At 65.3% G+C, this 21317-nt stretch carries 17 protein-coding genes; 8 read left to right on the forward strand and 9 right to left on the reverse strand.

Annotation, left to right across the window (positions count from 1 at the left end; genetic code table 11):
• Positions 1-71 precede the first annotated feature (71 nt).
• Complete coding sequence (locus tag ACQCSY_RS15720) at positions 72-584, forward strand: hypothetical protein (RefSeq protein WP_427130199.1); 513 nt, start codon at positions 72-74, stop codon at positions 582-584.
• A 42-nt stretch (positions 585-626) separates the two neighbouring features.
• Here the strand turns inward: ACQCSY_RS15720 and ACQCSY_RS15725 are convergent, their stop codons facing one another.
• Complete coding sequence (locus ACQCSY_RS15725) at positions 627-4772, reverse strand: FtsK/SpoIIIE domain-containing protein (protein WP_427130201.1); 4146 nt, start codon at positions 4770-4772, stop codon at positions 627-629.
• A gap of 251 nt (positions 4773-5023) precedes the next feature.
• Between ACQCSY_RS15725 and glf the strand changes: the two genes are divergently transcribed.
• From glf to ACQCSY_RS15745, 4 genes are read left to right on the forward strand one after another with little or no spacing between them, the layout of a single operon-like run.
• A complete protein-coding gene (glf, locus tag ACQCSY_RS15730) occupies positions 5024-6211 on the forward strand; it encodes a UDP-galactopyranose mutase (protein ID WP_427130203.1) in 1188 nt (395 codons plus the stop codon).
• Complete coding sequence (locus ACQCSY_RS15735; protein ID WP_427130204.1) at positions 6208-8199, forward strand: glycosyltransferase; 1992 nt, start codon at positions 6208-6210, stop codon at positions 8197-8199. The genes glf and ACQCSY_RS15735 overlap by 4 nt, the downstream gene beginning before the upstream one ends.
• Entirely contained in the window at positions 8200-9069 is an 870-nt protein-coding gene (locus tag ACQCSY_RS15740) for an ABC transporter permease (RefSeq protein ID WP_427130206.1), read from the forward strand.
• A 16-nt stretch (positions 9070-9085) separates the two neighbouring features.
• Complete coding sequence (locus tag ACQCSY_RS15745) at positions 9086-9823, forward strand: ABC transporter ATP-binding protein (RefSeq protein ID WP_427135874.1); 738 nt, start codon at positions 9086-9088, stop codon at positions 9821-9823.
• A 34-nt stretch (positions 9824-9857) separates the two neighbouring features.
• On the opposite strand, the gene ACQCSY_RS15750 is transcribed toward ACQCSY_RS15745, so the two are convergent.
• The 8 genes from ACQCSY_RS15750 to ACQCSY_RS15785 all read right to left on the reverse strand — a co-directional run bounded on the left by ACQCSY_RS15750 (position 9858) and on the right by ACQCSY_RS15785 (position 17967).
• Positions 9858-11861 (reverse strand): DUF6541 family protein, encoded by a 2004-nt coding sequence (locus ACQCSY_RS15750; protein WP_427130208.1) that lies wholly within the window; start codon positions 11859-11861, stop codon positions 9858-9860.
• A gap of 7 nt (positions 11862-11868) precedes the next feature.
• Positions 11869-12732, reverse strand: coding sequence for a glucose-1-phosphate thymidylyltransferase RfbA (rfbA, locus tag ACQCSY_RS15755; RefSeq protein ID WP_427130210.1), 864 nt, complete (start codon positions 12730-12732; stop codon positions 11869-11871).
• Positions 12733-12809: 77 nt separating this feature from the next.
• Positions 12810-13721 carry a glycosyltransferase gene (locus tag ACQCSY_RS15760; protein ID WP_427130212.1) on the reverse strand — a complete coding sequence of 304 codons (912 nt, stop codon included), beginning with the start codon at positions 13719-13721 and terminating at the stop codon, positions 12810-12812.
• Between the two features lie 11 nt (positions 13722-13732).
• Positions 13733-14620 (reverse strand): glycosyltransferase, encoded by an 888-nt coding sequence (locus ACQCSY_RS15765; protein WP_427130214.1) that lies wholly within the window; start codon positions 14618-14620, stop codon positions 13733-13735.
• Positions 14621-14638: 18 nt separating this feature from the next.
• The gene (locus ACQCSY_RS15770) at positions 14639-15019 is read right to left on the reverse strand and encodes a DUF2304 domain-containing protein (protein ID WP_427130216.1); all 381 of its coding nucleotides are present in this window, start codon (positions 15017-15019) and stop codon (positions 14639-14641) included.
• Positions 15016-15771, reverse strand: coding sequence for a glycosyltransferase family 2 protein (locus ACQCSY_RS15775; protein ID WP_427130217.1), 756 nt, complete (start codon positions 15769-15771; stop codon positions 15016-15018). The genes ACQCSY_RS15770 and ACQCSY_RS15775 overlap by 4 nt, the downstream gene beginning before the upstream one ends.
• Positions 15772-15785: 14 nt before the next feature.
• Positions 15786-16718 carry a glycosyltransferase gene (locus ACQCSY_RS15780; RefSeq protein ID WP_427130218.1) on the reverse strand — a complete coding sequence of 311 codons (933 nt, stop codon included), beginning with the start codon at positions 16716-16718 and terminating at the stop codon, positions 15786-15788.
• 10 nt (positions 16719-16728) lie between these two features.
• Complete coding sequence (locus ACQCSY_RS15785) at positions 16729-17967, reverse strand: polysaccharide biosynthesis protein (RefSeq protein ID WP_427130219.1); 1239 nt, start codon at positions 17965-17967, stop codon at positions 16729-16731.
• Positions 17968-18064: 97 nt separating this feature from the next.
• Here ACQCSY_RS15785 and ACQCSY_RS15790 point away from each other — a divergent pair, with 97 nt between their 5' ends.
• From ACQCSY_RS15790 to ACQCSY_RS15800, 3 genes are read left to right on the forward strand one after another with little or no spacing between them, the layout of a single operon-like run.
• The gene (locus tag ACQCSY_RS15790) at positions 18065-18820 is read left to right on the forward strand and encodes a glycosyltransferase (protein WP_427130220.1); all 756 of its coding nucleotides are present in this window, start codon (positions 18065-18067) and stop codon (positions 18818-18820) included.
• 31 nt (positions 18821-18851) lie between these two features.
• Positions 18852-19850 carry a dTDP-glucose 4,6-dehydratase gene (rfbB, locus tag ACQCSY_RS15795; RefSeq protein WP_427130222.1) on the forward strand — a complete coding sequence of 333 codons (999 nt, stop codon included), beginning with the start codon at positions 18852-18854 and terminating at the stop codon, positions 19848-19850.
• Between the two features lies 1 nt (position 19851).
• Entirely contained in the window at positions 19852-21276 is a 1425-nt protein-coding gene (locus ACQCSY_RS15800; protein WP_427130224.1) for a sugar nucleotide-binding protein, read from the forward strand.
• Positions 21277-21317 lie beyond the last annotated feature (41 nt).

The raw sequence follows: 21317 nt of genomic DNA on the forward strand, positions 1-21317 counted from the left end.
TCGTGAGCGATGCATCACATAGGCTGGTGGCTTCCTCACGTCTAGACGACTATGTCGGGTAGTGTGCCAGTGTGTCAAGACCCCCTGTGAACGCGTCCGATCCCGCCGAAAATCCAGCCGGGAAATCTGCCGGCGGCCCCGCGGACGTGCCCGGAGCCGGTGCTGACGGCACCGCGGGCCCAAGGAACGGTAGGCCCAAAGGGATCCTCGTCATCGCCATCATTGTGGCGCTTGAGGCAACTGCTCTCCTGGTGGCGGCGGCCTGGTACGGCACCCAGCTGCTGACCGGAGCCCCGGTGCTTTCATTCTGGGGCGCCGTCTTTACGCTGGGTCTGCTGCTGGCGTTTTGCGTCTGGCTCTTTGCCGTGGCACGCTTCCTGATCCGCGGCTTCCGCTGGCCCCGGGCCGGCGCGCTGGTGGCTCAGCTCTTCGTACTCACCCTTGGCTTCCCGACCCTGACGGGCGGATATCCCTTCGCCGGCCTGGCCATGCTGGTGCCTGCCGCCACCGCCATTGTGCTCTTGTTTGACAAACGTGTCATTGCCTTCGCCTCGCGGGCAGGCGGCGCCCCGCCGGCCCTGTAGCCGCCCGCCTTGTAGCGGGGTGCCCTGTAGCCGGGCGGCAGGTCATTGGACCGGCCCCGTGACCGGCTGCTCCGAAGCCAGCTGAACGGGCGTCGCACGCCCGTCTGAGATGACGACGGCGCGTCCCGGCGGAGGGCTGTGCTCCAGTTCGAACCGGACCCCGAACAGATCTCCATCCATGAGGCCGCGCGGACGAATCAGGATACCCCGCCCCTGGCTACGGGCACAGGCTGCGAGGGGCACCCGCTGGTGAAACGCCGGGCCGAAACCCGCAGTCAGGATCACCGTCCAGCCAAGGCTGTTCAAAGTGAGCAGCCGGTTGTTCGTCTCATGGGACTGCAAGTCAGCATCGTCGGCCAACACAATCGCTGTCCGGTCCAGCGTGCCGGCGAGCGCGCTGGCGTGCGCCTCAGACCAATACTGTTCCGGATCTGTTCCAGCCCCGGGCGCGAGCCAGTCCCCGGCGGGATTCAGTCCCGGGAGGGCTGCCAGCAAAGTGCCCTTGCCGGAGGCAGGGCCTCCGAGGACGGCCAGGACACTGCCGCCTGGAAGCGGAACCGTGAACGGCAGCAGCGCGTCTCCTCCGACGCCGATGCACAGGGAACCCGGGGCGGGAGACCGGAGGGGCGCATCGGCGCCTGCCGGTTGGCCAGCGGCGCCAAACCGGGCCAGTACCTCGGCCACTGTAATGAGCAGCGGCAGTGCATCGACCCGGAAGGGCGACTTGCGGACGGCCTGGGCTGTGCGCCGCCAGCCGGCCGGGCCAGGTGCTTCGAAGAGCTGGCCTATGTGGCCGGCCGATGAAGCGATGCCCGTGAAGGTGCCGAAAACGGCCACGCGGCCGGGCGCCGGCTCCAGGGCCGGCAGCCGCGGCCACGCGAGCCTGCCCTCCTCGGTGGATCCCGCGGGAAAGAAGATCCGGTTGGGGATGGCGGCGAAGAACCTCGAGGTCACGAGTTCGCGCTCACCGGAAACAATGACGGTGATTCCCGCCTTGGCGCCGTCCCGGACGATGTCTTGGACGAGGTCTTCGGCCCACGCCAGCGGGCCTGACCGGAATGCTGACACCCAGGCTCCCCAGCCGCTGAGCACCAGGACCAGGCGCGGCCGTTCATGGAGTGCGGGCGCGCCGAGCCGCAGCGTCACTTCTTGGGCCAAGCGTTCCAGCACCCTGACGGCCCGGCGGAGTTCATCCAGGCCCGCGACGGCTCCGACCCGAGGCGACGATGCCGCCGTGCTGAAAGAGCCGGCGGAGTCGAGGAAGTAGAGGTGTGACTCCACGTCGCCGGTCAGGAGCTGTTCGACGGCCAGAGCCAGGGCGGGGTCGCCAGCGCCCGCCACACCGCCGACGAGTCCAAGATGCCCGTGTTCGGCAGGACTCCAGCTCAGTCCGGCGATGCGTTGTTGTTCCGGAAGATCCACCCAGCCAAGACGGACCGTGTCCCCGTCTTCCGGCTGAGTTGCCGGCTCAGTTGCCGATGCGCTGTTGAGCCGGGGGCCTGGGGGCTCGGGGGCGGCGGGGGAGTCCCCGGCCGGATACGGCAGCACGGCAGGAAGCGGATCCGCCACCGGGCGGCGGGGTGGGCTGCCGCCGAGAGCCGCCCACAGCCCGGCCGTCACTTCGACGAGTGGCGCCGCCGCCTGAGCTGGCGTCAGGGCGGTGCCGGCGGCGGCGTCGGCACCGTGGCCGGAACGCCCTGGCGGGCGCGTCAGAACGTCTTGGACGGAGTGCACGGCCACCGCCGCGGCCCCCGGCCCGGGGACAGCGGGGGTCAGCGTGGCCGTCTGGAACTCCTCCGGCGCCTCGGTTCCGCGGACCAGGAACGCGCGGCCGGGACGCGCCAGGGGGATGCCGGCTGCGAGCCTGGAGTTCATGACGTCGATCGATTCGAGGTCGGACTGGACCCTGAGGGCGACGCAGCTGGTGACATTGGCCCGGATGTCTGCGGTCAGTGCTCCCTGCGGGCGCTGGGTTGCCATGATGAGGTGTATCCCCAGCGAGCGGCCGATGGCGGCAATTCTCATGAGCTCGGAGAGTACTCCAGGCGCTTCCTCCACCAGCATCCTGAACTCGTCGATGACCAGGACCAGATGCGGGAGGGCAGACGCCTGCGCATCCGATGACTCATACGCTGTGAGGTCGGGGGCCCGCGCCGCGGCGAGGAGCTCTTCCCTGCGCCGCACTTCGGCCCGCAGCGAGACCAAGGCACGCTCCACCTGATTCGCGCCGAGGTCCGTGAGCATGCCGACGCAGTGCGGCAGCCCGGTCAGCGGGCCCAAGCCGGAGCCGCCTTTGAAATCGAGGAAGAGCAGATTGACACGGTCCGGCGGGTGGCTGGCCGCGAGGCCTGCGGCGAGTGTCCGCAGGAACTCCGATTTCCCCGAACCGGTCGTGCCGGCAACCAGGAAGTGGGGTCCATCGGCCTGGAGATCTATCTGAAGGGTCCCTGAGGTGCCGGCGCCGACGGGAACAGGGAGCCCAGGCGCCCGCCCGGCCCGGGCCCAGCGCCGGGAAATCTCCGCCGCCGAGAGTGGGAGGACGTCGACCAGGGCGCAGCGGCCGGGGATAGCGGCCGGGGGAGCCTCCTTGGCACGCTCCCCGGCTCCCAACCGGCGGCAGTAGCGGTCGAAGACCAGTGGCGGGACCAGATCCGGGATGAAGCAGGTCTCTCCGGCGCCGGCCGTGATCCGTGCCCCGCGCTCGCCGAGTACGATGCCCGGGTGCGCCGACTGACTGCCTTCCGCCTGGCCGGCTCCCGGTGAGCAATCGATCACCCGCCAGCCGTGGCCGGTGGCCACGGCGCGGAGCACGGCCGTTCCGCCGGCCGCATCCGGAGCCGACCCGCCGGCTGTCCCGCCGTCCGCTGTGCCCGCGGCGTCCAGGATGATCAAGAGCCCGTGGTCGAATCCCTGGCCCGGACCGGCAGCCAGCCAGGCAGCGGTGGCGGCCTCATTTCCGGACAGGGTCACGCCGGGCAGGAAGCGTGCGGCGAGGGGGAGGGACTCCGGCGAGCCATGAAGCAGGAGCCGGGTGCGGCAGGCGAGGGGGTAGCCGGCGAGCTGCATGATGAAGGAACGGACCAGCCCCGCCACGGCGGGCCGCGTTCCATGGATGGTGGTCAGGGCAACGGATGGGTCCAGGGTCAGGGGCATCGGGCCGAGCGGAGGCGGCCGGAAGCCGGGATCGGCCGGCTCCAGCCGGACATTCGCCGTTTGCTCGGCCAGCCCGAGCCTGAGCCACACGGGTGCGGATTCGCCGGTGGCCGGCGGGGGCCCGGATGCTCCGAAGGCGCCACGGACGGAGAGGTCCGCGGCGGACGGCGCGGCCCGGCGTCGTCGGTCCTTGTCCCGCTGCAGCGCCGCGGTGACCGCAGTCTTGAGTTCGCGGCGGTGACGGCGGCCGGACGCGACCGGCACGACGACTGAGACCGCGGAGATGGCTGTGAAGGCCAGAAACATCCACATCCCGGTGAGAAGCGCCAGGCCGATTCCAATCAGCAGGGGCAGGGCGGCCGTCAGCACCACAGCCGCCCGGTTGCTTGGAGCAGCGGTGCCGCGGACAACAAGCGGCTCGGCGACGCCGGATCCCGCCCATGCCATCCGGGAATCCGGGTTGTCCGTGGAAGCGGACCCGCCGCCGAAGATGAGGGACATCGTCGAGTCGCCACAACGGATCAAGGAGCCGGTTGTCACTGCCGACTGACGGACCCTCCTGCCGTCGACGCGGGTCCCGTTCGCGCTGCCAAGATCCACAAGGGTGACGGCCGACTCCGATACGTCCAGCCGCGCGTGTTCCCGGGACAGTTCAGCATCCGGAATAACGACCTCCGTCCCGCTGCGCCCGATCCGGAACTGCCCGCGCCGCAGTGCGAAGACTATGCCCGCGCCGGGTCCGCTGTGGACCGCGAGTATCAGCAGGGCCGCCCCCGGTTGCCCGGCTCCTGACCCCTGGGTTGTGGCGGGGAAACCGTCGACCAGGACGGCCCCGCGGACGAGGGGAGCCACACCGACGGTCATGGCGGCGACCGGCACCCCTTGCACGAACAGTTCGCCGGTTCCATAGCGCCGGGACACGGCCGCTTGGAGCTCCGCGCCGGCGCTATCCGCGGGAGCATCGACGGCCAGCTCGATCGGGTCCCCGGCCAGAGCGGAACCGGGTCCCCGTACCCGTGTGCAATGGAACATCATCGGGGGATTCCTTTCCGGCGACGCCGCCTATGTGCCACGGTAGAGACGCCTGCGGCCGGGCGCGCCAAAGAAACCGGCCCATGTGGAAAACGGCGGTGAGGGGCGGAAGCCGGCCCGGACCCAGCTTCGCAGCCCTCGCCCGGAGGCCCTGCGCCAGGCCGCGGTCGCTGATTCCAATTGAGCCTCGGGTAGGCTAGAGCAGCAGACAATGCGCAACATTGGGCTGCCCCGCATTCGAATCAGGAGAGTTTGTGACCGCTGACCTCGTCATCGTAGGGTCGGGCTTCTTTGGCCTGACAATCGCAGAACAGGCCGCCACTGAGCTGGGCTTGAAGGTGGTCGTCATCGACCGCCGACACCACATCGGCGGCAACGCCTACAGCGAAAAGGAAAAGCAGACCGGAATCGAGGTGCACCGCTACGGTGCCCACCTCTTCCACACCTCGAACGAGCGCGTCTGGGAGTACGTGAACCGCTTCACAACGTTCACCAACTACGTCCACAAGGTGTACGGCGTGCACAAGGGCGAGGTCTACTCCCTGCCGATCAACCTGGCGACGATCAACCAGTTCTTCCGGGCCAACCTCACGCCCGGCCAGGCGCAGGACCTGATCAAGGAACAGGCCGGCGAACTTGCCGGCACCGATCCGCAGAACCTCAACGACAAGGGCATCCAGCTCATCGGCCGGCCCCTGTACGAGGCGTTCATCAAGCACTACACCGGAAAACAGTGGCAGACGGATCCGAAGGACCTGCCCGCGGGCATCATCTCCCGCCTTCCCGTCCGGTACAACTACGACAACCGGTACTTCAACGACAAATACGAGGGCCTCCCGACCGGTGGCTACACGGCCTGGATCGAAAAGATGGCGGAGCACCCGAACATCGAGGTGCGGCTCAACACGGACTTCTTCGATGAGTCCCACGAATACAGCAAGGGCAAGGTTGTCGGCCGGATTCCTGTCATCTACACGGGCCCCGTCGACCGTTACTTCGACTACGCCGAGGGCGATCTCTCCTGGCGCACGATCGACTTCGAGGAAGAAGTGCTCGACGTCGGCGATTTCCAGGGAACGTCGGTAGTGAACTACAACGACGCCGACGTGCCGTACACGCGCATCATCGAGCCGCGCCACTTCCACCCGGAACGCGACTACCAGACGGAGAAGACCGTCATCATGCGCGAGTTCTCCCGCGCCGCGGAGAAGGGCGACGAGCCCTATTACCCGATCAACACCGCCGCTGACCGCGACCGCCTGCTCAAATACCGCGATCTGGCGGGAGCCGAGCAGGACGTCCTCTTCGGCGGCCGACTCGGCACGTACAAGTACCTGGACATGCACATGGCCATCGGCTCCGCCCTGACCATGTTTGACAACAAGATCCGCCCACATTTCGAGGGCGGCGCCAAGATTGAAAGCGGAGGAGTGGACGCATGAGCGCCGCTGAAGCGACAACCGGCTGGAACACGATTCAGCGGATCATCCTGCCCTCGACGGACCAGACGGACACGGTGCCCCTGTACGTCGACGCAGGCAGCGCAAGCGGCATCCGCCTGCGGGAGAACGACGAACTCGCCCGCACCCCGAAGCACCCCGAAGAGAAGCTGCAGATGTTCAGCTCGGGCGGCCGCGAAGCGCACTTCGAGGACCTGCTCTCCCGGCATTCCATGCGGGTCCGCTCGGGCGAGCAGATTTCCTTCGGTACGTACTTCAATGCTTTCCCGGCGAGCTATTGGCGGCGGTGGACCTCCGTCCGGCAGATCCGGCTGGTCGTCAAGACAATCGGTACGGGCGCGGTCACTGTCTACAAATCGAACGCCCGCGGGTCCGTCCAGCGCGTAGACGGACAGCACGTCGACGGCGCCACCACCTCCGTGTTCGAGCTTTCCCTGAAGCCCTTCGGCGACGGCGGCTGGTACTGGTTCGACCTGGCCGCCAGTTCGGACGAACTCGTCCTGGAGAGCGGCCGGTGGGAGGCCGAAGGCGGCACGGACCGCCCCGGCCAGGTGACCCTCGAAATCACGACCATGAACAAGCCTGATTTCTGCCTGAACAACGCCCGGATCCTGGCGGAAAATCCCGACGTCCTCGAAAACGTTAAGGAAATCCTGATCGTGGACCAGGGCACGCAGAAGGTCGAAGACCAGGAAGGCTTCGCCGCGGTGCGGGATGCTCTCGGCGGCAAACTCCGGATCATCAACCAGGCGAACCTCGGCGGCTCCGGCGGCTTCGCCCGCGGAATGTATGAGGCGGTCGAAAACGGCAGCGACTACGCCCTGCTGCTCGATGACGACATCGTCGTCGAACCCGAAAGCATCGTTCGGCTGCTCACCTTCGCCGACCACTGCCGCACCCCCACGATCGTCGGCGGCCACATGTTCGACCTCTACAACCGCAGCATCCTGCACACGTTCGGCGAGGTTGTAGATCCGTACAGGTTCGTGCCGGCCCCGCCCCATGCCGACATGGAAGTGCGGCACGATTTCAGCGTCGCGAACCTGCGGCAGACCGCCTGGCTTCACCGCCGCGTGGACGTGGACTACAACGGCTGGTGGATGTGCCTGATCCCCACGAAGGTCATCCAGGAAATCGGGTTGTCGCTTCCGCTCTTCATCAAATGGGACGACGCCGAGTACGGGCTGCGCGCCCGTGAAGCCGGGTTCGCCACGGTGTCGCTTCCGGGCGCTGCCGTGTGGCATGTGTCCTGGATCGACAAGGACGACCTGGTCGGCTGGCAGGCGTACTTCCACGAGCGCAACAGGCTGATCGCCACGCTGATCCACAGCCCTTATCCGAAGGGCGGCCGGGTGCTGCGCGAATCCGTGCAGGCCGACGTCAAGCACCTCGTCTCGATGCAGTACTTCACCGAGCACGGCCGCATCGAGGCCCTGAAGGACATCCTGAAGGGACCGGACGACCTCCACAAGGTGCTGGCCACCAAACTGCCGGAGATCAACGCCCTGAAAGCCGAGTATCCGGACGCGCAGTTGAAGGAAGATGTTGACGATTTCCCGGCACCGAAGCTGGGCCGGGGACCCATGGGCGGAACGGTTGTCGGGATGCCCAGCAAGAAGGAAGTGATTCCGTGGGGTATCAAGACGGTCGCCCGCCAGTTGATCAAGGCCCCGGGCCCGGAAAGCGCCGAACGGCCGCAGGGCTACCTGGCGCACCGGGACAACCGGTGGTTCCGGGTGGCGCACTACGACAGCGTCGTGGTCTCCAACGCGGAGGGCACGGGCGCGTCGTGGTACCAGCGGGATCCGAAGAAGCTGAAATCGATGCTGACGGAAGCGACCCGGCTGCACCTGAAGCTGTTCCGCGAGTGGGACAGCCTTGCTGAGCAGTACCGGAGCGCGGTGGCGGAGATCAGTTCGATCGATGCGTGGAAGAAGACGTTTGAGGCTAACTCCAAGGACGGCAGCTAGATGGCTGGTCAACTCGACCAACTGATCAAGCCCGGAATCGGGCGCGGCCTCCTTGACGTCTACGGCGACAGGTTTCTCCTGAAGCTGCTGGTGCGCAAGGAAATCAAGGTGCGCTACCGCGGTTCGGTGCTGGGGCTGCTGTGGTCGTACGTAAAACCGCTCGTGCAGTTCCTGATCTACTTCGTGGCGCTGGGCATCTTCCTGAATCTTCAGCGGGGCACGCCCAACTATGCGATCTATCTCTTCGCCGGCATCGTCCTGGTGAATTTCTTCACGGAGTCACTGTCGAACGCCACGCGCTCGATAGTGGACAACCGGGACCTGATCCGGAAGATCTACCTGCCCCGGGAGCTGTTCCCGGTGGCCACGGTGTGGGTATCCGCGGCCCATTTCTTTCCGCAGCTTGTGGTCCTGATCGGGGCCTGCCTTCTGGTGGGCTGGACGCCGTCGGTTATCCAATTGGCGGCAGTCATCCTGATCTTCATGATGGTCGCGGTGCTGGCCACCGGCCTGGGTCTGATGTTCGGGGCCATGAACGTGTATTTCCGCGATTCCGAAAACATCGTGGAGATGATCGTCATGGTTGTCACGTGGGCCTCGCCCGTCCTCTATGTCTGGTCAATGGTCGAGCGGGTCATGGGACCGTGGTACTGGATCTACCAGCTCAATCCGATGACGGTCGCCGTCGAAGTCTTCCATTGGGCATTCTGGGAACCGACGCTGACAACCTCTCAGGCCGTCTCCGACGCCATGCCCCCCGACCTTCTGACCGTCTGGCTTCCGGTGTCCGTGCTCATCACGCTCGCTGTGCTGTTCCTTGGACAGCTGACCTTCCGCCGGCTTGCCGCCCACTTCGCACAGGAGCTCTGAGATGACCTCGCATGGCATGGTGGCCATCAGCTGTATCGACCTTCGCAAGCAGTTTGTGCTGCGCCACACCCGGTCCCTGAAGGAAGCGCTGGTCTGGCTGGTGAAGGGCCGCAAGGGAGATCTGTCCAAGAAATTCCTGGCACTGAAAGACGTCTCGCTCGAGGTCAAGCAAGGTGAGACGGTCGCCCTGCTCGGGCTCAACGGCTCGGGCAAGTCAACGCTCCTGAAGCTCATCTCGGGCGTACTGCAGCCCGACGGCGGGACCGTGCGCACCCGGGGCCGCGTGGCGGGGCTGATCGAAGTCGGCGCCGGCTTCCACCACGACCTCAGCGGCCGGGACAACGTGTACCTCAACGGCGCGATTCTCGGAATGACCGAGAAACAGATCGACGAAAAATTCGACTCCATTGTGGAATTCTCCGAAATCGGCGAGTTCATCGACACCGAAGTGAAGTTCTACTCCTCGGGGATGTACCTGCGGCTGGCGTTCTCCATCGCGGTGCACACGGATCCGGAAGTCTTCCTGATTGACGAGATTCTCGCCGTCGGAGACGAACCGTTCCAGCGCAAGTGCATAGCGAAGATCAAAGAGCTCGCCGACAAGGGCAAGACCCTGTTTGTCGTCAGCCACGACCTCGACCTTGTTGCCACAGTCTGTGAACGCGGCGTGCTCCTGGAGCACGGCGAGATCATTATGGACGGGGAAGTGCACGACGTCGTCGGCGAACTCCGGCGGAGGTCCGTCTCGCTGTAACGGCGTGGCCGGGTTTCACCAGCCCTGCGGCCCGTCAGCTCCCGCAGGCGGTGATCTTGTAGAGCTTCGCCTCGCCCTGGCTGTCGATCAGCTGCAGGCCCGGGTTCTGGTCCAACCGGGTGAGGCCCGCGGCAGTGTGGTTTTCACCGTGCACTTCCTTGGAGCCGAAGTCCAGGATATAGAAGCCGTGTTCTTCCCGGACCGCCCGGCATACGCTCGGATCCGTTGAAACCTGCCCCAAGGCGTCATAGATTTTCTGGAGCTCCGGGGAGACATAGCTGAGGATGTGAAGCTGCGCAGACTTGCGGTCACCAAGGGCATAGGAAAGCGCGGCTCCCGTATACGGATTGTCGATCAGAACGGCATCCTCGGGCACTGAGTGCGGGAGGCGCTTTAAGACTGCCAGTTCGTCCGGGGACACCAGCAGGGAGTCGGCTTCCAGCCGGTAGTGGGACGAGGTCAGCTGTACCTCCTCCTTGAGCCCGCCCTGCTGACCCAGGACGATGGCGGTAAGGACCACGACCATTCCTCCCGCGGTTCGGCAGGCCAACCGCGCCGGTGCGCTCCAGCGGGCTGGACCCTCCACAGCCCGGTCGACGTAACGGTACCGCTTTCGGGCTGCCGGAAGTGCCCCGGCCACCCAATCGATGCCGACGGCGACAAGCACCACGGCGATCACCGGGAGGAGCGCAGCAACGCGGAAGCTGTCGTTGTACCAGACCCCGGTGAGGAAGTCCCGGGTCGGAGACTTCGGAAAACCGGCGGCGACGATGTAGAGGCCCGCAAACAGGACGAAGACCAGCCCAAGCCAGGCGAGTCGTTTCGGGACCTTGAAACATGACCAGAGGCCAAAAAGCGCCAGGGGCGCCACAAGCCAGGCCGGGGACAGATCCACGGGGGACGTCACCAGGGCTTCACCAAAGGCCTGCGGGACGGTGCCGCGCGGACCCCAGAAGGAAGCATCCGCCGGCGGCCGGAGCACGATCCACAAAGCCACGAACGCGATGCTGTATCCGGACACTGACAGCACGTATTTCGTGAAACGGCCACGCCCGGTCCGTCGGTTCCGCCAAGACGCCCCGAACGACCGCCACGCCAGGAAACCCGCCATGGGCAACGTCCATGTCACCCACGCCATGAAGGTAGTGGGGTGCGCGACGACGAGCCCGGCGAGTCCCAGCAGAAGCGTCAGCGCTGTGGCCAGATCCCGCCGGCCCGATCCCGGCGCAAGGCCGACGAGCGAGGCCGCCAGCGCAATGGCCGCCGGCAGGAGGCTGATGGCGAGCAGATTCGGGTACAGGACACCGAAATCCATCATCAGAAGTGGGAAGGCACCCAAGGATGCGCAGGCGATTGCCGCGGCCACCGTCGCCGACGCCCGGGGGCCGACGATCCACCGGGTCAGAAGGAGGCAGCCAAGGGGCCAGAACACGGCTGCAATGACGATGCTGGTGATGTTGACCGCGACCGGCACCTCCGCGCCCGTGGTCGACGCTACGAGGACTGCCACCGCGTTCCAGCCGGCAGGGTAGAACCCGCCCCCGGTCATCCCGCCAATTGTCAGCGACGACGCCTGGCCGGTCTCAAGGGCAAACTTTACGGAGTTCAGGTGGAAGACGGCGTCATACGTCTGCGAAAAGGCCTGCGGGGAGCCGATGGCCCGGACCACGCTGGCAGCCACCAGCAGTGCTGCAACACCAAAGGCGGCAAACGGCACGAGACCGCCCAGCGTCCAGGGCCCTGACAAAGGCCGCATCCGCTGCCGCGGGGCGGCCGGCTGCCGGGTGGCGCGATATCGGACAGCAAACATCCCCGCCGCGGCCACAAGCAACGACACGACGGCTACCGGGACCAGTCCGAACCGGATATTCACGAACGGAGTCAAAGTCGACGTGACGACGACGATGCCCACTGTCAACGCCGGGGCAAGCGCTACGGCGTCAAATCCCCTGAAGCGCACGGCCAGGGCAACAAGCAGACCCGGTGCAATCAAGAGGATGGCGGCGCCAATAATCTGCGGTAAAATCGACCACCACATGCTGCCGTTACGGCTCTAGGAGACCGAGCAGGTATGCGCCGTAGCCGCTCTTGACGAGCGGCTCGGCGCGTTGGCGAAGCTCGTCGTCCGTGAGGAACCCCTGGCGCCAGGCAATCTCCTCGGGGGCTCCGATCTTGAGGCCTTGGCGGTTTTCTATCGTGCGGATGAAATTGGAGGCGTCGTTGAGGTCGTCGAAGGTCCCGGTGTCGAGCCAAGCCGTGCCGCGCGGCAGGATTTCGACGCGGAGCTTCCCCTTCTCAAGGTAGGTGCGGTTGACGTCCGTGATTTCCAGTTCCCCACGCGGCGACGGTGTGAGGTTTTTGGCGATGTCGACGACGTCGTTGTCGTAGAAGTACAGGCCGGGCACCGCGTAATGCGACTTGGGGTGCAGCGGCTTTTCCTCCAGTGAGATCGCCTGGCCGGCGTCGTCGAATTCAACCACGCCGTAGGCCTTGGGGTCCTTAACCCAGTAGCCGAAGACCGCGCCGCCGTCGATGTCGGCATGCTTGCGCAGCTGGGTGCCCATGCCCTGGCCATAGAAGATGTTGTCGCCCAGGACAAGAGCCACGGTCTCATTGCCGATGTGCTCTTCGCCGAGGATGAAGGCCTGTGCCAGACCGTCAGGTGAAGCCTGCTGGACGTAGGTGAGGCTGATACCGAACTGTGAGCCGTCTCCGAGGAGGCGCTGGAACTGCTCAGCGTCGTGCGGGGTGGTGATGATCAGGATGTCGCGGATTCCGGCCAGGATCAGGGTCGAGAGCGGGTAGTAGATCATCGGCTTGTCGTAAACAGGGACGAGCTGTTTGCTGATGCCATGGGTGATGGGATGAAGACGTGAGCCGGTCCCACCGGCAAGAATAATTCCGCGCATGGACTACATCTTCCCTCACCGGTCAGCAGTCGGCCAAACCAGCGCCCGACGGGATGGGCGAGGCTGCGGGGACGGATTCAGTCGAATTGTCCCCGCCCGCTTCGGCCGCGGAGGCCGTCTACGATGCCCCGGAATACGAACCCGAGCCGGGCGGAACGTCCGGGCGCCAGCACCGTGACAACCAGCAAGTGGCGCAGATCCGTCCAGATCCCTGCTGCCACCCAGGCCGGATAGCGGGTGGCGTACCGCCGGCTGACGAGGAGCCGGTTCCTGAAGATGTAGTAGTAGCGCCATGTGGCGGCGATGCGGACCTTCAACGGCCGCCCGCCCGCTTCCACGATCCGGCCGAGAAGGCTGGCGTCAACCATGGTTCCCAGGGAATGGTCGAACTCCGCCTTGGCGAGAACGGTTGGCAGGCCGGCGTCGAGGGCACGGAAGTAGTACTCGGTGTCAACCAGATCGATGAACAGCTCTTCCCAGAACCCGCCGATTGCATCCAAAGTGGCGACCGGGATCATGAGCCCGGACTGGATGGGCTCCTTGCCCAGGGCCACGCCGTTCCTGGACCCGGCCCGCTTGACGGGGTTTCCATGAATTCTCGAGGGCGAGACTAGACCGGGTTCGATGCCGGCGGCGCGCGCGGCTACGGCCGCATCCAGGAGCGCCCGGATGTAGCCCCCGGGCAAGTGCGAGTCCTGGTCCACCGTGAGAACGTACTCGGGGCTGCCGCTTTCCCTCGCCCGACGGATGCCCGCGTTCAACGCTGCACCGATGCCGGAGTTTTCTGCGAGACGGACAATCACGGCGCCGGCGTCGGCGAGGGCTGCGAAAATATGGTCAAAGCCGGGACCCCCGCCGTCGTCCACCACCACGACGGCGGCAAGTTGCCGCAGCAGTGAGTCAACATTGCTGATCAGCTCAGTTGTCGGCCGGAATGCCGTGACGACGCCTGAGACGGCGCATGTGGGGCCTTGCGGCTCATCATTCATCTGAGGCGATCTCACTTTCCGAAAGCATGTCGGAGGAGCGTCCCCAAAGGCCCGGAGCCACCCTGCCGAAGTGCGCTGGTGACGAACAGGAGGGCGTGGGCCCGTGACGTCAGCCGCAACCTTGCTGCGCTGGCGGCTCTATGCCACCCCTTCGCAGTGCAGAGATTCACCGCCAAGTCGAAATAGTCACGCTCGCCGACAAACCGGGAACCGTCCACAAGCTTCGCCGACGAAGCACTGTTGGTGTGCCGCCGGTACTCAAAACAGGTTTCCGGCTCGATCAGCAGCTCCGCCCCACCCAAGACCATGTCCATGACGAGGGCGAGATCCTGGATGACCGGGAAGCCGTCGCGGAAATCGTAGTCCCGGATCCGGTCCCTGCGGAAGGCCAGGGAGGGCCAATACAGCCAGTCACCGTGGAGCAGGCTGACGGCCAGCGGTTCGCCGGACACGAGGCGGGGGCCCGAACCGCGCGGCTTGACCAGGCGCTGCTTGACGATATCTGCCAGCGGGACCGCCGCGTTGCCGGTTTCATCGATGACCTGGACGCCGGGCTGGATGATCCAGGCTTCGGGAAATGCCGAATGGGCGCGGAGCACCACGTCAACGAAGTTAGGCAGCAACAAATCGTCACACCCCATGACCACCAGGACGTCCTGCGTTGCCAGCGAGACGCAGCTCCGGAAGTTTTCGGTGATGCCCTGGTTGGTGTCTTTCCGGATGTACGTGACCCTGGGATCGCGCATCCCCTCGACGTGGCGCCGGACCGCATCGCCAGGGTAGGCGTCGTCCACGACCGTCAGTCGCCAGTCCCCGTTTGTCTGGGCCAGGACGCTGTCGACGGCCTGCTTCATGAAATTAACGTCGCCCCAGTAGGGGATGAAGATATCGAGTGCCATGGGTGGATTCGGCGCCCGCTACTGTGACTTCGGGGTCGCCGACGTGTCGCCGTCGGAGTCCTGGGACGACATTTCCTCGACCATGGTGCGCAGGATGGCGACTTCCTCGGCCAGGGTGCGGGTTTCATCTTCCACAACCGAGATTTCCCAGGACAAGTGCAGGCAGACGCCCAACAGCAACAGGATGCTGATGATGAACAGCAGGTTGGACGGCAGCTGCACGCCGACGAGTTCGGTGACAATGGTCAGAAGACGGGGAAAAGCCGCAAGAATGAGGGTACCGACGCCGACGATCAGCCACAGCGCGGCGTATTTTTCGCGAAGTTTCTTCCGCCGAAGCATCTCGAAGACGACGCCGACAATGGCCAGCGAGAGAACGAAGGCCGCCAGATTTGTCACAGTGCCCTCCCCTGAGCGGTCAGCGGCGCCGCGGGAATCGTTGACGGCTTACGGGTCAGGGCGAACAGCAGGGCGAATGCCGAGCGGCCGAGATAGATAGCCGCCTTGAACGGGTTGTGGCTGGGCGTGCCGCCCTGGCGCGGGCGCATCTCGACCGGAATCTGTGTCACTTTGCACCCTGACCGGACGGCGACGACGAGGGAGTCGATGGTGTCGCCCAGATACTCGGCGGGATAGTGGTCCAGATATTGGCTGATGGCCCGCTCGTTCGCCGCGCGGAAGCCGGACGTCACGTCCGTCAGCCGCGTCTTGGCCAGCCCCGAAATCACCTTGGCCAGAAGTTGCATGGCCCATTTGCGCGGACCAGTGACCTGATAGTCGCCGCGGTCGGCAAACCGTGCGCCGATGGAGATGTCGGCGTATTCCAGACCGGCCAGGACTTCGTCGATGTTGCGGGGATCGTGCTGGCCGTCTGCGTCCACCTGGATCACCCGGCGGTAGCCAAGACGCTGCGCGTACTTGAAGCCGGCCCGCATGGCACCCCCGACGCCCAGATTGAACGGCAGGTTCAGGACGGTCGCGCCGGCCGCCTTGGCAATGTCGGCCGTGGAATCCGTCGAGCCGTCGTTGACGACGAGAACATCGTAGGGGCGTCCCATACCGAGCACTTCGCGAACGGTGTTGCCCACCGACTCGGCTTCGTTCCACGCCGGCATGATGACCAGGACACGGGTCGAGTCATGAATTTTCATAGTTCTCCAATATATCAACGGGCTCTGAAGCGGTTGACGAGTTCATTGCTGATCTGGCCGTCTCGTCCGCGCCCGGAGTCAAGCAGTCCGTGCCATGCGGCGATCATCAGGTCACGGCGGCCGGGGCTGAACGCGAACCGGAGCACCTGCGCCTTGGTTTCCTCAACGAGCCGGCGGAGGATCCAGGCAGGGTTCCGGCGCCAGTAGCGCCGTACGAGGGTCGTCCCGTTGCGCACGATGTAGTACATCCTGAACGGCGAGTAGTAGTTAAAGGACATGACGTCGCCCTTGAACCGCAGCGGCCTGCCGAACACCGTGGCCGGAAGGCGTGCCCCAAGCCGGTGCCCGACTTCGCAACCCGCACCGATCAGCACACTGTAACCGGCAGCCCGGGCACGGGCCGTGAACTCGGAATCCACGCAGTCGATGAAGAATCCGGTCTCAAACCTGCCGATGGCCGCGAGAGTGGTGACCGGGATGAAGAAGCCGGACTGCATCGGATCAAAAGCCTCAGGAAAACCGTCCGCAGCCCCCAGTGCGGGGACCCGGTGCCCGCTGAAGGATTCTGCGCAAACGAACGCGACCTTCCGGCTGGCAGCGGTTGCCCGGTCGTAGCACGCGAGGGCGTTGTCAACGTAGCCGGCCACGGGCAACGAGTCCTGATCGAAAGTGAGGATGAACTCCGGCGTCGTTGTCGACTCGAGCTCCTCAACGCCCCGGTTCAGGGCGGCGGCGATGCCGGAATTGCGGGGCAGCGCCAGGACTTTGATGCCCTGCTGCTGCAGCTGGCTGAAGATGCCGGCAGCGTCCGGGACGGAGCTGCAATCGTCCACGACGATGAGCTCGTCGACCTGTGCCCGGATGGCGGCAGCGTTGGTCAGCAGCTCGCCGTCGGGGTTGAACGCTGCTATTACGGCGGCAATCCGCCGCTGGCGTCTTTCAGTCACGCTGATGATCCTACCTTTCCACTGTTGACAGACGGACAACCGCGGGCAGGATCCTCACGGCAGGGGCAAGCAGTCCGAGGAACAGGATCGCCTCGCTCACCGCCATTCCCAGTGCGACGGCCGGAACATTCGACGTCAGGCCGGCAACAATCATGAGAAACACGCCTGCTACGGCCGATATCCCGGTCCACATCAGGACAGCCTTCTGGCGCCGGGCGGGAATCAGCAGATTCCTGATAAGGGGCGTTGAGGCAGAGAGGAAGAAAAAGGACACTCCGTAGTAGACACTTGTCAGCGTATCGGCGCGGACGGCCTCACCGAACATGACGCCGGAGACCCAGGGACCGAACAAGCCCAGGAACGCTCCGCCCGCAACGCCGAGGATCGCGTGCGCGGACAGGGCGACGATGTGCCGGCGTCGCGGATCGGCGGCATCGTGCTCGAGCGTCCAGCCCTGGAAGGTGTTGCCGAGGGCAACTACGCTGAAGAGCCCAAGCCGGTAGATGGCGTCGGCGGAGGCGAAGCCGGCGGTGGCGGCGGCGGACGGCACGGTGGCGGTGGCAATGGGCACGGGCGCGGACGCGTAGGCGCTCCCCGTAAGGTTGATGCCCGCCGTGCCCGCGTGGGGGATGATCTCCCGGAGGACGCTCCGCGGACTCTTCGGCAGCCAGGTCCGTGGCTCGCCGAACCTCTTGTGGAATGCGACAAGTGACGCGGCGGTCGCAAGCACGGACAGGACGCCGTACGTCCACACCTGGCCGGTGGCAACGATGAGCGGTGCGCTGACGATCGCCGCGCAGAAGCGGGGGAGGGTGTCGTAGACGGCGAGGATCCGGGGTTGTCCGGTGCCGATCCCGTACCACGCGGGCGAAAATCCGGTGAGGGCGGTCGCCCAGGCCATGGTGATCGCATCGAGGCGGAAGCCATCGTGGGCCACGAGCGCGACGATCAGGGTCATGAGCGGCAGGACAACTGTTGCAATCACCGTCCGGGAACGGATGCTGGAGGAGTACAGGGCGGCCCGGGCGGGGGAGGCGCCGGCGCGGGCAATTTCCACCGGCCCCGAAATGTTCCAGCTCCAGAGGATGATCGTCGCTGCAAAGACTCCGATGGCCTGGCCGGCGGTGATGCTGGACCATCCCGCAGCACCCACGACCCGCGCGATTACCGGCAGGAGGAGGAAGGGCAGAACCAGCGCCAGCAACGGCAGCAGGGTGAAGCCTGCAAGCCGGAGCAATACGGGTCTCATGCGGTGTACGGTCCTATTGCTGGAGGGCTTGACCTATCGATGATACGTGATCACCCGGCTCCGGCCGCCGCCGCCATAGTCACCTAGAGTGGTCTGCATGAACGATTCGACGACGCCGGACGGGCCGAAAATCCGGGTGAGCGTGTGCATGGCCACCTACAAGGGGGCTCCTTTCGTCCAGGAGCAGATCTCTTCCATCCTCGCGGAGCTGGGTGCCGACGACGAGCTCGTCATCGTCGACGACGCGTCCCCCGACGCGACGGCCTCGGTCATCGGCGGAATCACTGACGCCCGCATCCGCCTCGTTCGGTCGTCGGTCAACAGGGGCTACGTGCGCACCTTCGAGGAAGCGGTCCGGCTCAGCAGGGGCGAGTACATCTTCCTTTCCGACCAGGACGACATCTGGATCCCAGGCCGGGTTGACTTGATGCTCGCGGCCCTGGCGGAGTCCCAGGTGGTCGGCAGCAACTTCGACATGCTCGGGGGCGGCCCCCGGCCCTGGATCCCGCGGCTGCGCTCATCGGACTCTCGCCGGCACCTCGCCAACCTGGCGGGCATCCTGGTGGGCTACCGGGCGTACTACGGCTGCGGGATGGCGTTCCGCCGCGATGCAGCCAGGAACTTCGCGCCGATTCCCCCGTATGTCCGGGAGTCCCACGACCTCTGGCTGGCCATCTGCGGAAACGTTGCCGGCTCGATCACGCACCTGGACGAGTCCACCATTTACCGGCGGCTTCATGAGGAAAACCAGACTCCTGCCGGCTGGCGCTCGCTCCCCAAGATACTGGCAGCACGGATCATGCTGCTGCGGCTCATGGTCGAAGCCTTCCGAAGGACGCGGACGCGGTTCTGAGCTATCCGCGGGCGTTCGGTAGGCTGGGTGCATGCAGAAACTCCTGGTTACCGGCGGTGCCGGCTTCATTGGTTCGAACTTTGTTCACTACGTGATGTCCAACACCGACCGTCGTGTCACGGTCCTGGACAAGCTCACTTATGCGGGAAACCTCGAATCGCTCAAGGATCTTCCGGGAGACCGTTTTGAATTTGTCCGTGGGGATGTTACCGATGCGGCCCTCGTCGACGCCCTGGTGGGCGAGCACGACGTCGTGGTTCACTACGCCGCAGAGTCCCACAACGACAACTCGCTGCATGATCCGCGTCCCTTCCTGGACACGAACATCATCGGAACGTACACGCTGATCGAAGCCGCCCGGAAGCACAACAAGCGGTTCCACCACATCTCCACTGACGAGGTGTACGGCGATCTTGAGCTCGACGATCCCGAACGGTTTACCGAGAGCACGCCCTATAACCCTTCCAGCCCGTACTCCTCGACAAAGGCCGGCTCCGACCTTCTGGTCCGGGCCTGGGTCCGGTCCTTTGGCCTGCAGGCGACCATCAGCAACTGCTCCAATAACTACGGGCCGTACCAGCACGTGGAGAAGTTCATTCCCCGGCAGATCACCAACGTCATCGACGGCATCCGCCCCAAGCTCTACGGCAAGGGCGAGAACGTCCGTGACTGGATCCACGCCAACGACCACTCCTCGGCTGTCCTGACTATCATCGACCAGGGGAAGATCGGCGAAACCTATTTGATCGGTGCCGACGGTGAGAAGAACAACAAGGAGGTTGTCGAGCTCATCCTCGAACACCTGGGGCAGCCGTCTGATGCCTACGACCACGTCGTGGACCGGCCGGGCCATGACATGCGCTACGCGATCGATTCCACCAAACTCCGCAATGAGCTGGGGTGGACGCCCCAGTACTCGAACTTCGACGCCGGAATCGAAGACACGATCCGGTGGTACCGCGAGAACGAGTCGTGGTGGCGTCCGCAAAAGGCCGCGACCGAGGCGAAGTACAAGGAGCAGGGCCAGTAACGTGACAATCGAATTCTCGAAGCCGTTGAAGGCCACCGAAACGCCCATCCCCGGCGTCGTTCTCTATGACCTTCCCGTCCACGGCGATAACCGCGGCTGGTTCAAGGAGAACTGGCAGCGGGAGAAGATGATGGCCTTGGGGCTGCCCGATTTTTCGCCGGTCCAGAACAACATCTCATTTAACGAAAAGGCCGGTACCACCCGGGGCATCCACGCCGAACCGTGGGACAAGTTCATTTCCGTGGCGACGGGCCGCATTTTCGGCGCCTGGGTGGATCTCCGGAAGGGGCTCAGTTTCGGCAAGGTCTTCACGGCCGAACTCGACGCCAGCCAGGCGATCTTCATCCCCCGTGGCGTGGGGAACGCTTTCCAGACGCTCGAGGACAACACCGCGTACACGTACCTCGTGAACGATCACTGGAGCGCCGATGCCCAGGGCCAGTACACCTTCCTGAATCTCGCGGACGGCGCGGCCAACATCCCCTGGCCGATCCCGCTGGACCGGGCCGAGCTGTCCGACAAGGACAAGGCGCATCCCCACCTCGCGGACGTCGTCCCGATGCCGCCGAAGAAGATCCTGGTGCTCGGCGCCAACGGGCAGCTGGGCCGGGCCCTGCGGGCTGCATACGACGGCGAGGCCTCCGTTGAGTTTGCCGGCCGCGCCGAGTTCGATCTCTCCTCCGCCTCCAGTTACACCGGGCGTAACTGGAACAACTACTCGGCGATCATCAACGCTGCCGCTTACACTGCGGTGGATGAGGCGGAGACGCCGGAAGGGCGCCGGCACGCCTGGGCCAGCAACGTCCAGGCCGTCGCCGAACTTGCCAAGATCGCCACCGCCCACGGTATTGCACTGGTGCACGTTTCCAGCGATTACGTCTTCAACGGCACGTCGGCGCAGCACCCCGAAGACGAGGAGTTGAGCCCGCTCGGCGTGTACGGGCAGACCAAGGCGGCCGGAGATGCCGTTGTCGGCAACGTCCCGCGGCACTACATCGTGCGGACGAGCTGGGTCATCGGAGAAGGCAACAACTTCGTCCGGACCATGGCGTCCCTGGCCCGCCGGGGCATCAAGCCGAGCGTGGTCGATGACCAGATCGGCCGCTTGAGCTTCACCTCGGACATAGCGGCCGCCATCCGCCACCTGCTGGAGTCGCACGCGCCTTACGGGACGTACAACTACAGCAGCGACGGCGAGCCCCAGTCCTGGGCCGCGATCGCAGCGGACGTGTTTGGCCTGGCAGGAGCGCAGGGCACGGACGTTTCAGGGGTCAGCACCGAGGAGTATTTCAAGGACAAGGCGGCGGCGCCGCGTCCGCTGAACAGCGTCCTGGCGCTGGATAAGATCAAGGCCACGGGGTTTGTGCCGCCGCAGTCGTCAGAACGGCTCAAGGCCTACATGAGCGCTGAGGACTCCCAAGGCTAAGAATTCCAGGGGCGACGGCAAAGGACCCGTTCGAGCGGAAA

Origin of the sequence: Pseudarthrobacter sp. S9, assembly GCF_050156545.1 — a bacterium.
Taxonomy (GTDB): Bacteria; Actinomycetota; Actinomycetes; order Actinomycetales; family Micrococcaceae; genus Arthrobacter.

What these genes read in the sequence shown, in the direction of transcription:
- ACQCSY_RS15725 (WP_427130201.1), bottom strand. Translation starts at nt 4,772, where the DNA reads ATGATGTTCCATTGCACACGGGTACGGGGACCCGGTTCCGCTCTGGCC.
- ACQCSY_RS15735 (WP_427130204.1), top strand. Translation starts at nt 6,208, where the DNA reads ATGAGCGCCGCTGAAGCGACAACCGGCTGGAACACGATTCAGCGGATC.
- ACQCSY_RS15740 (WP_427130206.1), top strand. Translation starts at nt 8,200, where the DNA reads ATGGCTGGTCAACTCGACCAACTGATCAAGCCCGGAATCGGGCGCGGC.
- ACQCSY_RS15745 (WP_427135874.1), top strand. Translation starts at nt 9,086, where the DNA reads ATGGTGGCCATCAGCTGTATCGACCTTCGCAAGCAGTTTGTGCTGCGC.
- ACQCSY_RS15750 (WP_427130208.1), bottom strand. Translation starts at nt 11,861, where the DNA reads ATGTGGTGGTCGATTTTACCGCAGATTATTGGCGCCGCCATCCTCTTG.
- rfbA (WP_427130210.1), bottom strand. Translation starts at nt 12,732, where the DNA reads ATGCGCGGAATTATTCTTGCCGGTGGGACCGGCTCACGTCTTCATCCC.
- ACQCSY_RS15760 (WP_427130212.1), bottom strand. Translation starts at nt 13,721, where the DNA reads ATGAATGATGAGCCGCAAGGCCCCACATGCGCCGTCTCAGGCGTCGTC.
- ACQCSY_RS15765 (WP_427130214.1), bottom strand. Translation starts at nt 14,620, where the DNA reads ATGGCACTCGATATCTTCATCCCCTACTGGGGCGACGTTAATTTCATG.
- ACQCSY_RS15775 (WP_427130217.1), bottom strand. Translation starts at nt 15,771, where the DNA reads ATGAAAATTCATGACTCGACCCGTGTCCTGGTCATCATGCCGGCGTGG.
- ACQCSY_RS15785 (WP_427130219.1), bottom strand. Translation starts at nt 17,967, where the DNA reads ATGAGACCCGTATTGCTCCGGCTTGCAGGCTTCACCCTGCTGCCGTTG.
- ACQCSY_RS15790 (WP_427130220.1), top strand. Translation starts at nt 18,065, where the DNA reads ATGAACGATTCGACGACGCCGGACGGGCCGAAAATCCGGGTGAGCGTG.
- rfbB (WP_427130222.1), top strand. Translation starts at nt 18,852, where the DNA reads ATGCAGAAACTCCTGGTTACCGGCGGTGCCGGCTTCATTGGTTCGAAC.